Below are 11,910 nucleotides of genomic sequence, written 5' to 3' on the forward strand. Positions count from 1 at the left end.
AGCTCTGTCCTTTCCGCCACGGATATCCTTTGTTGGACTACATAGTTTTAACAGAACAAGAGGGAGACTTTTCGGTGCGCTATAAAATGAGAATTATAATCATGGCTTTAATGATGTGCTCCGCACATACTTGGGCAGACAACTCCAAGCCGTCTGTAAACGCCAATAGAGAATGGGTTAAAACCGCAGTTCAGGATAAGCTGAATCAAGGTAAGATTGATGAAGCTATTGCCCTTCTTCAGGAACATCTGAAAGAAGACAAAAAAGACGCTGAAAGCTGGGGCCGATTGGCCTTGTTGCAATCCCGAACGGCAAAATGTGATGACGCTCAAGCGTCGCTGACCCAAGCGTCTGCAGCAAGTCCGCCAAACACCCGCGATGCTTATCTTATTGCTGCGGAACACCTTCGCACAAAGGGATGCACCGCCCTCGTTGAAAGCGAGAAAGCTGCAGATGTGGGTGAGCTGAAAAGCTCCGTGCTTTTGCGAATTGGCCATGACAACAATGTCATGCTGCTTTCTGATTCTCTCAATAGCTCAAGCTCTCCTGAAAGTGCTTTCTTCAACCCTGTTGCTCAGGTGCGCTATCATCGACCTTTCAGTTCAGGAAACCTAGAGCTTCGCTCAACGACTTCTTATACGGGATACATCAAATCTCAAGTCGACTCTTACAACTCGATCTATCAATTTCTGGCAGCGGAATGGGAACCGTCCACAAATTCTGCAAGCGTATGGCAGACCAGATTTGGCAATCGCTTTGATGTTTCCTTTGTCAATTCTGACGGGATGAGATTCTTTTCCTGGACAGACACGGTCTTTGCTAACCTTTCACGCGATCTTAATGAATATTCCAGATTGGGCTTTGAAATTCCCGTGGGCTTGCAAAAGTTTGCCGAGGAAACTGCCGCGACTTCAGACGACAACCGCGATGGCGCAGTGGTAACCCCTTCCTTATGGTATGCCAAACGCGTTGACAGTCTTATTTGGCAGTCTTCACTCAATTTTTCACAAGTTTTTGCAGAGGGTGATAATTACCGTCTACAGGCCTATGGTATTTCCTCCGGGATTTCCGGTCGCATGACCGAATTGATTCGCGGACGCCTGAATTTTTCATTCGCCCAAAACAACTATTTCGAAAGTTCTAACGGCAGAAAAGATGATCGTTTTGATGCGATTGTGGGGGCTACCTACACTCCAGCCTCTGAGCCGAATTTGAATTTTGCATTCGATATCTTTGTTACAAATAACAATTCTAATATTAGCAGCGCCAGCTATAAGCGCAACACAGTGATGGGACAGGTGGAATATGCTTTCTAAATTTAAAAAGACATTTATTATCCTCTTCGCACTTTGCATGACAAACTTGTCAGCGGCTGAAGAGGCGACAGAAGGAAGATTGGTCAGCACCAGTGGTGAGGTTTATATCAATGGTCAACCAGCAAAGGCCGGCGACATAGTTCCTGCCGGAGCTAAAGTTGAAACGGCGCCAGGAGCCACTGCGTCGGTCATCTTCGGCAGTGACAGCGTGGTGAACTTTTCGTCAAATTCCGTTGTCACCGTAGATTCTGTTGCCGGAAGTGCCGTGACGGTGTCCGTGCAAAAAGGAGCTGTCGACGGTGTTAAAAAAATGGGTACCGCGAGCACCGCCGCTATTGTTGTTAAAACAGATTCAGCGACCTTCACTTTAAATTCCGGTCGCTACGTTGTTGGCCGAAATGAATCCAGTACCAATCCAGCAATGAGCTATGTCTCTGTCGACGGAGACGCCGTGATCGCTTACACGAAAGATACACGCAACGGTCAGAAAGCCGGAGACACCGTACAACTCGCCGCGGGAAGCTTCGTCACCGTTCGCCCTGCCAAAAACGCATCGACAGAAGTCGTCGCAACAACTCAGAAGGTCACCGAGTCACAATCAAATGATTTGCGTCCTTCGCAGCAGCAGTCACCTTCGACGAAAGAAGTTGTCAATTCGATCTCTCAGGCCATCGTAAATCCTGAAACTCCGGCAACTCCTGAAGTGCGAGGACCAGCCTCTAACACAGGTGGGACAGCCCAAACGAATCCAGGAAGTTCAGCGTCTCCAGCTCTGCCTTCATGGAATGATGCGGGTCCAGGATTTAGTAGTGGGGCTGCTCCAGGAAGCGGAATTTCTCGAGATCCGTTGCAGCCGCTGCCAGGAAAATCAAATCCTAATGTTAATGTGATTTTTGAACCTTAATTTTACGGAGATAATATGAATAAGAATTTAATAAGCTTAGTTTTAGCGTCGACATCTCTGTTGATAACCGCAGGATGTACAGGAAACAATAAAGAAAAAACCATGGTCGAAGTCGAAATTCCTGCTTTACGCTCGGGAATTAACACCAGTTCTGCTCCCTCTACCGTCGCTGATTTTGATTGTGTCGTCTTAAACGTAACTGGGTCCGGCATTAGTCAAGAACAGGGTCTAGGATTGGTTTCAACGATGGTTGCAGCAACCACCGGCGGAACTCTCAAGGTCGAAGTTCCTGTCGGCTCATCTCGCCTTTTTCAAATCGTGGGCGTGACAAGTTCTTCGGGCTCTTGCCCAACAGAAATCACGCGCGCCGGACTTTTTTCGACATCTGCTTATCCCGTTTTATCTGAAGTTGGCAGAACCGTCGCCGATATCAATGGTGATACCACTTTAAAAATCCGTGGCTCATACAACTCTTCTACAGCTGTGGATGTGAGAACCGGTCAATCCCTCGGAGGTGACTCCGGCGGTGGTGGTGGCGGCGGAGGAGGTGGCGGCGGCTCCACTCCACCGACGTCACATTGCGCAGACCCAACTCTCGGATCTCAATTCGCTGGAGGCGGCGGAACATCAACATCGGATCCATATCTGATCGCAACTGTCGCACAGTGGAATCTAATTGGCACCGAACTTAATTTGCGACACTGCCATTTTAAGTTAACGAACAATTTGGACTTTCAAGGAACAACACCGAATCAAATCCGTGCTCTTGATGCGACTATTGATGGCAATAACAAGACACTCAGCAATGGTGTTCTACCTTATCTTTCAGAGGGTGGATATAAATTGGTCGGTCTTATCAATAACATCGGCAGCTATGGCCAGGTGAAAAACCTGACTATTGACGGCTTTTCTTTCCCAGGATCTTCAGGAGCCTCAGAAGCTCTTCGCGGGGGCTTTGTCGTTTCTTTTATTCAATCTGCGTTTAGTACAAACACAGCACTTTTGAATGTGACGGTAAAAAATTCGACCGTTACGCATTCTTTAGAATGGAATCCGCCCAGCGTGTTGATTCATAAATTGGGCGCCCTTGCTGGCGACATGACTCGCATGGCGATTGTGGACTGCCGAGTTGAGAACGTTACTCTGACCACGTGGCCCGCGGTGGCTACCGGAGGCCTTGTTGGTAAAGTCACCGAAGGAACTCTTTCGAACAACAGAGTCTCAAACTTGCATATCGTTCGCACCAATAGCACCGCTGGCATTTATGCTTATGGGGGCTTGGTGGGCTTAATGGAGTCTGGAATTCTTGAGGACTCTTTAGTTCAAAATAGCGATATCACTGATGCGACTGCGAACAAACCTAATCTAAGCTATGGAATCGGCGGCGCCGTTGGCGTTCTTCAAGGAACCATGAGACGCGTAGGCGTAATCTCGACAACTATTACAGCCGGATCAAATCTGGGCGGCTTGGTGGGAGCCATGTTGACGAACGGATACGTTGAAGATTCTTTCGCCCAAGCGACAGTAGATGTGAGTGGAACAACAGGCGGCGGCGCTATCGGATATCTGAATACAACGGCTGCGGGAACTCGTGTTGCGCGCGTTCATTCCGTTTCCGTAGTAACTGGCGATGATGCCACTGGCTTTGTCGGGGCTGCCAATGTCACTAACAGAATCCAAAACTCGTATTGGCAGAATGAGGTCAGTCACGGGGGCGCTGTTAGCGGCGATGCCACTTCAACGACTTTGCTGGGATTGGATTCATCTCAAATGCAAGACACAGCCAACTTCGTTGACTGGGATTTTTCCGCAAGCGGTCCGTGGATGATGGACAGTTATCCTTTACTAAACTCTTTAGGTCCTTGGTAGTTTCGTTGCAATGAACTCTTAGGATGAAAAAGGGGCGTGGTTATCCACTCCCCTTTTTCTTTTTCCACTCGTCCGTGGGCAGTCCCGCAAAACCCCAATCCTCTTCAGCGATTTCCTGAATAACGATATGAGTGTGTTCTGGCTTTTTGCCAAGAACATTGACCAAAGACTGCGTGATGTCTGCGATAATTTGTGCCTTTTGTTCTTTGGTGGCACCTTTGATGATTTGAACATTAACGTAGGGCATGAATATCTAACCTCGTTGCTTTAGTTTTTTTCGTAGGCTTCTTGCAGCTTCTTCAGATCAAGTTTGACCATCTTCCACATAGCGTGCATGACGGCCTCTTTCTTCTTCTTATTTTTGCTGGTGTTCCACTTGTCAAATTCCGCTGGAGCAATCTGCCAACGAATGCCATATTTGTCGATCAACCAACCACATTGCACAGCTTTGCCTCCCCCACTGGTGAGTTTCTTCCAGTAGTAGTCTATTTCCCGTTGGGTTTTACAAGGAACGACAAATGAAATGGATTCATTAAAGGACATTTCGGTGTATCCGTTTAAGAGCATGATCTTTTGCCCCAATAATGTGAGATGCATAGTCAGCACCGAACCTTCTTTGACCCCCATGGGGTTACTTCCCCAATAAGCGGTCTTCCCAATCTTGGTGCCTTTGAAGATCGATTTATAGAATTTTGCCATCTCTGCAGCTTTATCATTAGACCATATGCAAGCGTATATTTTGCTCATTGAATTCCTCTTCCTTTGCGGTCAAAAAAGCCGGATCAAAATTATCGTATCTTATCGTATCGGGAAACAACATCGGATTTTTTGTTTGCACAACACCAAGCCAAATCGAGTACTTAGATGGCAAGAACCTTCGTATCTTATTAGCATTTCCGCTTCGATGTTGTGTTAGTTCGCTTCTAAGCGCTGCAGAATCTGCTTCATTTGATCAATCTCTTTTTTCTGTCCTTGCGTTATGGATGCGCAAAGATCCTTAATCTCAGAATCAGAAATCGCGGCTCTTTCACACATCAGAATGGCACCTGAGTGGTGGGGGATCATCGATTTCAAAAACTGTCGGTCTGCGACAAAAGATTGATCACGCATGAACCAGAGAAATGCGGCAAAACCCACAACCGACGACAAATATATAATCAGGTTGGCTTTTTTGTCTGGATACATCGAGGGCATCAGCAATGGCATAAATAGCGCCATCGGCAACACCATCATCATCGTCATATAGAATTGATTCAGATTTATAAAAACATCTGAGATCGAATAGACCATGGTATACATAACAGCGAACATGACAACAAAGTGCAGAAGAAGCATTCGGGGCAATTTCCAGTAGTGATGAGTCATTATTCCTCCAAAAAGATTCCAAGTAGAACACGGGGTTTAAGGGTGCACCCGAACCATAGATGCAAGTCTCGCGCCCCCCAAAAAAGTCTTGAGGACATCTGGTTCCTTAGGAAAATTAGCTTCTAAAAGAGTCTAGGGATTTTTCCCTCGTTCGGCGAAGCTTCTGCATAGTATTTAAAAATTTTTGAGTTTCAGCAGGACTTCTTAGTCGAACAAACTGAATTTGCGAAGGGTGTGCACAGTGCAAAACACTGGAAGAAGCTAATCGAGTTTGCTGCCGCCGAACTCGATGTAAAATAGACGATAGAAAAAGTAACTGACATCGAAAAAATTATGTCGTTATCTGTATATCGACACCAGTTTTAATCGTAAATGGTGAAGTCAAGGTTGCTGAAAGAGTTCCTATAATTGATGAACTAAAACAGAGGCTATCTTTGAGCGAAAAGGAGTTCTGATGTCTGAAAATCAAAAACAAAAAATGACTTTTGATGTGCGTTCGGAATGGCTTAGCCATCAGGAAAGCGTTTCGTTTTGTGAAACACCAGGTAAATCTGCAACAATTAAACTCGATACAAATTTGAGCGGAACTCCGGATGCCTTCAATCCGGCGGAGCTTTTAATGGCCGCAATTTCAGCTTGCATGATCAAAGGAATCGAAAGAGTCGCTCCTATGCTGAAATTTTCGTTTCGGGGTATTGAAGTGAAGCTTCATGGCATAAGACAAGATGCTCCCCCCAGAATGGAATCCATTGAATATGAAATCATCATAGATACAGATGAAAACGATCATCGCCTTGAGCTGCTTCATAAAAATGTAAAACAGTACGGTACTGTCTTTAATACTGTAACAACAGGCACATCTCTATTCGGAAAAATAGTGAGAAAATCTGCCGGAAGCTACTAAGACAAGATCCAAAGCCGATGACAAAAAGTCTAAAGAACAGCCTCCAGGCGTGTCATCTCGATGCATGAAAGTTCTATCTAGGTCCCAGTCTAACTGCCAAGAGTGATCCCGCAACCTGTACCTCAGCAATTCTCGCGGAGTCTGCTAGAAGCCAAAAGATATATCAACTAGCCGCCTCGCTCTTGACGCTCAGAATGTTAGGGCGTCTGATTTTGTTATGAGAAAAATGAATCTTCGCAAAGCCTTTACCTTGATTGAACCTGGCCCCGTGACTTTGGTGACCACCAGTGACGGCGAAAGAAATAATATCATGACGATTTCATGGACAATGGTTGTGGACTTTACACCCAAATTCGCCATCACAACGGGCAATTGGAATTTTTCCTATAGGGCTCTGGCAAAAAATCGCGAGTGCGTGATTGCAGTGCCCACAATTGATCTTCTGGATAAAGTCGTTGGCATCGGAACCTGTTCGGGCAAGGATACAGACAAGTTTGATAAGTTCGGATTCACACCCGTGACAGGAAAATATGTTGATGCTCCGCTCATCCAGGAATGCCTTGCCAACATTGAATGTAAGGTCGTGGACATCATAAAGAAGCACGACATTGTAGTGCTTGAAGGTGTCGCCGCCTACTTCGACACCTCAAGAAAGGAAAGACGCACCCTTCACGCCGTGGGCGACGGCACCTTCGTCGTTGATGGGAGAAAGCTTGATCGAAAGAAAGAGATGCGATCGAAGCTTATCGGGATTGTTTGATGGATTCCACAACTGAGCCCTTTTTTTTCACCTCATCACGAACACCTCGGCTCTTAAAGACTGATCTTTAAATCCTCATAACTTGCGAGCGTATTGTAGGACTGTGCACTTAAGTTCAAAGTTTATTGCCCATCTTTTATCGAACCATCTAAATGGATGGGGTAAATATTCAACTTGATTACAGAAAACCCTTCGACAAACTGTCGAAAATCGAGGAGGAAACAAAATGGTGGAGGCAAGAACACCATTGTCGAACCTACGCATCCGCAGCTACTTTAGTTGAAAAGAGCATAAATCTCATCTCCGGTAAGCTCTTCCTTCTCGTACAACCTTTCAGCTATCAACCGAATTTGCCGTCTATAGGGAGTCAACTCTTCAATACACAAGTGCATTTGGTAGTCGATGAAAGCTCTAATCGTTGGATTCGCAATCATATCTAATGCACCTGGGTCTGGGGGCGGTAGCCTTGCCGCCAAATTTCTAAAATCTTCAGATTGCATCATATCTTCAATCCATTTGACCGCAGATATTAAGTCATCACCGCCTATTTTGGACTCTCCGAATTGCTTCACTAATCGTAAATGCCTCTTTTTGTTCGAACGGCTCAAGTTGCGTAAATCCGAGGTATTTATCTGTTCCTCTGGGAGACTCCATCTCTTTAAGAGAAACTTTCTTTATTCCTTGGCGACAAATAAATGCCATAACCGCATGGCCAGCCTCAGGGTGTGCGATTTTCAATCTTCTGTGATCCATGCCTTACCTCTTCTAGAAAGTTCAATGTAAGGTGGTAACGATACGTATATGTGTCAAGGAGGCCAAGAACCTCGGAACCTGACTTCCTTCCCCCGGAGGGGCAGTATCTAATCTTTTTAATTATTTAGAACCATTTCCAGGTTCCAAAGATGGGGCGGCGGGAATTGAACTTAAGCGACAAGTGCCTGTTATTTAACTGTTATTTAACTGTTATTCACCAAGCCGAGCCACAGTTACCCCAAAAGATACCCCTTAGGCTATACTTAGTCCAGTAACTGGGTGTATAGAGAACAATCTATTGGCGTACGCCTATATTACGGCCAATAGACATAATGCAGCTTGTCGATTTGCGCGACATTTATTATTCTAAAAACCGGGTACATCAATGCTTAATATATCATCGGTAACTAGACGAAATTTTAAACGCCATTTTATTTCGAATGCTTTTATAGAGCTCCGATTTGCACCGCACATAATTGACTGGAACTCTCTTGAAACAGAGTTTAAAAAAATTTCCTCTCAAAACTTGCAGCTAGAAGTAGCAAGAAAAACAATTTCTGCCGAACTAAGATTTGAAACCAAGATAGAAAGTAGTGGTAAAACCACTCATGCGCCCATAACGAATACAAAAACTGACGGCTTGGTTGCGCAAAATAAAGAGAACACTTTTTCGATTCAAGTTAAGAACGACCGAATAATTTTTTCGACTCAGCGGTATTCGGGATTTGTTGACTTATGGGAAAAAATTGAACATGCACTTTCTGCATTAACGCCCTTGCTAAAGCTTGATAAGTTCAATTGGATCGGTATTCGAAAAATTAATGAGATTGCTGTCACAAATGACGCCAGCCTCGGCTATACAGGTGCCGGCATGAATAAGCAGATCTTTACTCCAATAAATGATGGAGTTTTTAAGCCTGAATCTGTCTCACTTGGATACAACCGATATGAGCTTACGGAAGGAAACACAAGGTGTATAATTGATTCTACGGTTAGGAAATCTACGGATAAAAGCTATTTACTTAAGCTTGATTTAGATTTTAATCAAAAATTTGACCCCCTTGCACTGTCCTCGGTTAAGGCGGTTGCTTCAGAACTAAATACTAGGTTGTTCGAAGTATTTGTGTGGTCAATCTCAGATGATGTACTGAAGGCTTTGGAGGCGGAATAATGTCTATAAATTATAGAGGATTTACTAATCTCGCCCACAAACAAGAGTCTGTAGCTTATTATAGACCAGACGAAATTTTATTTTATGAGGCTGATGAAACCGCTGAGCAAACATCAGGTACTGTAGTAGGTCACTTACAGCTTTTATTAGAAACGGCCGCTTCAAATCTAAGTTATCCATTGAATCAGCGGTTAGAATTTGGATTTCGAGACATAGAAATATTACCTGACGACTGGGATACTTACGGTTCGCCAGCCCCTACTTCTGCAACTATACAGTTGGCCAAACAAGTATGCGCAACATTTTCTCCCCAAGTGCAGCCAGAAATCATGCCCGAAAGAGACGGATCAATTAGCCTTCACTGGGAAGGGCCCGAGATTTCTTTTATTTTATTTATTGGGCCTAATGAAAATGCTTATCGATTTTGTGCCGAGATTACGGATGAATCCTTATCTTTGCCGTCAACGAGCATATGGGAAGCCGCTTCAATGATTCGATCATCTATTGCGTGAATACCGTGGCACTGGAAGAATCACACTCAAGACAGCTAAATCTTGCTACAAACGAGGAGTTCTGCCTTCGCAGACTCCCAGTTTATTCTAGCCATTGGAAGCCTCATCCAATAGATAAACCAACCTCAGGCGCATATGATGACTTAGAAATGTCTGTCGATCTTCACGGCGAAGCTCAGACTGAAGAATCAATTCGAAATCAATATTCAGAAGTAATACGTGAAAAAGGAGTCGGCTTTTCACTAGCTCAGGTGCGAGCAGTTAGAGATGCTTTACTTTCGAAAGAAATTTGCGGAAACGTCTGGAAAGATCCAACTCAAGAAAATAATCTTCATGGCATCGTCACAGGACCTAAAAATAAACGCAAGAAAGAGTCCATGAGAGACACTTTCATTGTTCTAATAAAACCAAAAGCACCCTCTGAAGTCTTTGGTAATTAGATCTATTTTCCAGGCTCACTTAACTGCCCCCATGCATAACTTTCTACAACTAGGTCAGTAACAGGCCCATAAAGCTTGAGATCCTTTTGCGCACCTTCAATTAACTGTTTTGAGGGTCGCTTAAATGAATGAACTGTTCGTGAGCCAGCTAGGGTTTCATATGTAACTGGCGCCATCAATTGATAAACTCTCAATTCCACTTCCTTTCTCAAGGCATGTGGTCGTTCATTGACGAAGGCAATTTAAAACTTCGAGAGGAGTTAGGTTAGCAATCGGTTTATTTCCCAACCATGGAAACAAATCGCGTTCCAGTCGGTTTAAAATTCTGTCAGCATGACTTGACACCCACGTATTTGAAAACCTCATTTGCCATTCTCTTCCAACAACCTCAAATGTGTTTGCAGACATTTCTAAATGGGTGTCTTTAAGAGCTTTGCGTTGCGCGCTGGGATCTATTCCTTTAGCGACTTTTCTTCGCAGATCGTCTCTATGCTCCCGAGCAACTTTAAGAGAGATCTCAGGATATAACCCCCTAAAGACAAAAGCTTCTCTTTACCCATGAAGCGGCATTTACACCGCCAGCGCTTACTTCCCTTGGGAGTAACTTCTAAGTAAAGGCCCCTTCTCGTCATATAGCTTCTGAATCTTCTCCGAAGCCTTTGTATTCTTAATTAGGGTGTCCGTTAATGCCATCTGGGGGTAACTTCTTACTCCTCAAGCAGGTTACCCCCCAAAGATACCCACCTTAGCCTTCGGCTGTGGTTGGATGATGTCGGACAATGCAGAATGAATTCTCTCTATGAAAATAGCCCCTAAGAGGGGAAGGCTGGTATTTATCGGATTTTCTCGGAAAAAAATTGGTGGAGGAGAGTCGCAACTTATCGGAACTTCCTCCTGCACCAAAACCTATCCTATATTCCTGAAATCACTCCACTAACCAAGTGTCAAAGTTAAATCCTGAATGTCCGTGAGAGTGGAGGAAGGAAATTGCGAGTGCTCGCCCGACACTAGTCAAAGTACAACTTTTCAATGGTGTCTCTTTCCATTTTTCGAAAATAATGTTACTAGATGGAAGGTCGCTCTCTAACTTTTTTTGAATATCAGAGTTTGCCATCAATGTTTGCCTGTAATGACCCAATATTTCCTGGTGCGCTTCGACTGCGACTCCTTTGTTTTTCATTTCAACTGATAAAACCTCTTCATCTAGACAACTATACTGAAGAAAATTTTTTTCAAATAAGTGCTGACAACACACCTTCATTGCTTCGGTGCGAAATTTTTCTGGAATGTCCTCTTCCTTGAATCCCTTAATGAAGAATCCACCATAGTGGCCCTTCAATATTTTAAATATATCCATTGTGCCAATCGAGGAAGTCATGCAGCCCAAATACTCCAAATGTTTGTAGCTAAGATCTGATTTATTTAGACTACTAAAATATTTAATCCATAGGGTCTCTAAGCGTGATAAAAATTCTTTGTAATCACCAGTCTTAAAGCGTGAATGTCTCGCAAGAAAAACAGACACAATTATGCAATGTTGTTGCTGAGATACCTTTCCTACAACCTCGACCGCCTCATTCAGAATCAGCTGTTTTGTTGATCTAGTATTTTCGCTTGCTCGCTCAACCATTAAATCAACCAATAGCTTTTCGAGATCGGCATCACCTGATCTCGCAAAGGCTATACTCGATTCATAGAGTTTGTATTGAAAGTCCGGATCTCCGAATGAATTCAGGGCTTCAGCTTTTCTACTGTGTATCTCAGTTACAATTTTATCCGTGATCTTACTAACTCTTTCATCAACGAGATCACGTGCCGATTTTGCTAAATCAAGTGCATTTGCTTTATATACGTCTAAAGCTATTTCACGGGCCTCTGTGACAGTTATACCCTGAATAACAGTTACACTCCCCCCC

General features: G+C 44.1%; 13 protein-coding genes and 1 pseudogene. 8 read left to right on the top strand and 6 right to left on the bottom strand.

The window, feature by feature from the left end:
• The first annotated feature begins 101 nt into the window (after nucleotides 1-101).
• Genes OM95_RS15890 through OM95_RS15900 form a run of 3 tightly spaced genes read left to right on the top strand, consistent with a single transcriptional unit; the run spans nucleotide 102 to nucleotide 4,089 of the window.
• On the top strand, nucleotides 102-1,316 hold the full coding sequence (locus OM95_RS15890) for a tetratricopeptide repeat protein (RefSeq protein ID WP_041875971.1): 1,215 nt from the start codon (nucleotides 102-104) through the stop codon (nucleotides 1,314-1,316).
• Complete coding sequence (locus OM95_RS15895; RefSeq protein WP_041875973.1) at nucleotides 1,306-2,220, top strand: hypothetical protein; 915 nt, start codon at nucleotides 1,306-1,308, stop codon at nucleotides 2,218-2,220. Before OM95_RS15890 ends, OM95_RS15895 begins: the two co-directional genes overlap by 11 nt.
• Before the next feature lie 15 nt (nucleotides 2,221-2,235).
• On the top strand, nucleotides 2,236-4,089 hold the full coding sequence (locus tag OM95_RS15900; protein ID WP_291516635.1) for a hypothetical protein: 1,854 nt from the start codon (nucleotides 2,236-2,238) through the stop codon (nucleotides 4,087-4,089).
• 40 nt (nucleotides 4,090-4,129) lie between these two features.
• Here the strand turns inward: OM95_RS15900 and OM95_RS15905 are convergent, their stop codons facing one another.
• From OM95_RS15905 to OM95_RS15915, 3 genes are all read right to left on the bottom strand, one after another.
• Nucleotides 4,130-4,336 (bottom strand): 4-oxalocrotonate tautomerase family protein, encoded by a 207-nt coding sequence (locus OM95_RS15905; protein ID WP_041875978.1) that lies wholly within the window; start codon nucleotides 4,334-4,336, stop codon nucleotides 4,130-4,132.
• 20 nt (nucleotides 4,337-4,356) lie between these two features.
• Nucleotides 4,357-4,836 carry a VOC family protein gene (locus tag OM95_RS15910; protein ID WP_041875980.1) on the bottom strand — a complete coding sequence of 160 codons (480 nt, stop codon included), beginning with the start codon at nucleotides 4,834-4,836 and terminating at the stop codon, nucleotides 4,357-4,359.
• Nucleotides 4,837-5,001: 165 nt separating this feature from the next.
• Nucleotides 5,002-5,454: a DUF305 domain-containing protein gene (locus tag OM95_RS15915; RefSeq protein WP_041875982.1), complete on the bottom strand. Its 453-nt coding sequence runs from the start codon at nucleotides 5,452-5,454 to the stop codon at nucleotides 5,002-5,004.
• A 454-nt stretch (nucleotides 5,455-5,908) separates the two neighbouring features.
• On the opposite strand from OM95_RS15915, the gene OM95_RS15920 reads away from it, so the two are divergent.
• Nucleotides 5,909-6,358, top strand: coding sequence for an OsmC family protein (locus tag OM95_RS15920; RefSeq protein ID WP_041875985.1), 450 nt, complete (start codon nucleotides 5,909-5,911; stop codon nucleotides 6,356-6,358).
• 217 nt (nucleotides 6,359-6,575) lie between these two features.
• Nucleotides 6,576-7,118, top strand: coding sequence for a flavin reductase family protein (locus OM95_RS15925; protein WP_041875989.1), 543 nt, complete (start codon nucleotides 6,576-6,578; stop codon nucleotides 7,116-7,118).
• 275 nt (nucleotides 7,119-7,393) lie between these two features.
• Here OM95_RS15925 and OM95_RS15930 read toward each other — a convergent pair whose 3' ends face one another.
• Nucleotides 7,394-7,690 (bottom strand): hypothetical protein, encoded by a 297-nt coding sequence (locus OM95_RS15930; protein WP_291516637.1) that lies wholly within the window; start codon nucleotides 7,688-7,690, stop codon nucleotides 7,394-7,396.
• A 566-nt stretch (nucleotides 7,691-8,256) separates the two neighbouring features.
• Here OM95_RS15930 and OM95_RS15940 point away from each other — a divergent pair.
• From OM95_RS15940 to OM95_RS15950, 3 genes are read left to right on the top strand one after another with little or no spacing between them, the layout of a single operon-like run.
• On the top strand, nucleotides 8,257-9,042 hold the full coding sequence (locus OM95_RS15940; protein WP_041875997.1) for a TIGR04255 family protein: 786 nt from the start codon (nucleotides 8,257-8,259) through the stop codon (nucleotides 9,040-9,042).
• Nucleotides 9,042-9,554: a hypothetical protein gene (locus OM95_RS15945; protein ID WP_041875999.1), complete on the top strand. Its 513-nt coding sequence runs from the start codon at nucleotides 9,042-9,044 to the stop codon at nucleotides 9,552-9,554. Before OM95_RS15940 ends, OM95_RS15945 begins: the two co-directional genes overlap by 1 nt.
• Nucleotides 9,551-9,994, top strand: a complete 444-nt coding sequence (locus tag OM95_RS15950) for a hypothetical protein (RefSeq protein WP_291516640.1) — start codon at nucleotides 9,551-9,553, stop codon at nucleotides 9,992-9,994. Before OM95_RS15945 ends, OM95_RS15950 begins: the two co-directional genes overlap by 4 nt.
• A gap of 225 nt (nucleotides 9,995-10,219) precedes the next feature.
• On the opposite strand, the pseudogene OM95_RS17550 reads toward OM95_RS15950, so the two are convergent.
• A pseudogene (locus tag OM95_RS17550) lies at nucleotides 10,220-10,626 on the bottom strand (Arm DNA-binding domain-containing protein).
• A 293-nt stretch (nucleotides 10,627-10,919) separates the two neighbouring features.
• The coding region (locus OM95_RS15955) for an LPO_1073/Vpar_1526 family protein (protein WP_041876005.1) at nucleotides 10,920-11,910 on the bottom strand (991 nt) is incomplete at its 5' end.

The sequence above is a fragment of the Bdellovibrio sp. ArHS genome (assembly GCF_000786105.1).
Lineage (GTDB): Bacteria > Bdellovibrionota > Bdellovibrionia > Bdellovibrionales > Bdellovibrionaceae > Bdellovibrio.

Excerpts from the sequence above, each read along its gene's own strand:
- OM95_RS15890 (WP_041875971.1), top strand. The coding sequence starts at position 102 with ATGGCTTTAATGATGTGCTCCGCACATACTTGGGCAGACAACTCCAAG.
- OM95_RS15895 (WP_041875973.1), top strand. The coding sequence starts at position 1,306 with ATGCTTTCTAAATTTAAAAAGACATTTATTATCCTCTTCGCACTTTGC.
- OM95_RS15900 (WP_291516635.1), top strand. The coding sequence starts at position 2,236 with ATGAATAAGAATTTAATAAGCTTAGTTTTAGCGTCGACATCTCTGTTG.
- OM95_RS15905 (WP_041875978.1), bottom strand. The coding sequence starts at position 4,336 with ATGCCCTACGTTAATGTTCAAATCATCAAAGGTGCCACCAAAGAACAA.
- OM95_RS15910 (WP_041875980.1), bottom strand. The coding sequence starts at position 4,836 with ATGAGCAAAATATACGCTTGCATATGGTCTAATGATAAAGCTGCAGAG.
- OM95_RS15915 (WP_041875982.1), bottom strand. The coding sequence starts at position 5,454 with ATGACTCATCACTACTGGAAATTGCCCCGAATGCTTCTTCTGCACTTT.
- OM95_RS15920 (WP_041875985.1), top strand. The coding sequence starts at position 5,909 with ATGTCTGAAAATCAAAAACAAAAAATGACTTTTGATGTGCGTTCGGAA.
- OM95_RS15925 (WP_041875989.1), top strand. The coding sequence starts at position 6,576 with ATGAGAAAAATGAATCTTCGCAAAGCCTTTACCTTGATTGAACCTGGC.
- OM95_RS15940 (WP_041875997.1), top strand. The coding sequence starts at position 8,257 with ATGCTTAATATATCATCGGTAACTAGACGAAATTTTAAACGCCATTTT.
- OM95_RS15945 (WP_041875999.1), top strand. The coding sequence starts at position 9,042 with ATGTCTATAAATTATAGAGGATTTACTAATCTCGCCCACAAACAAGAG.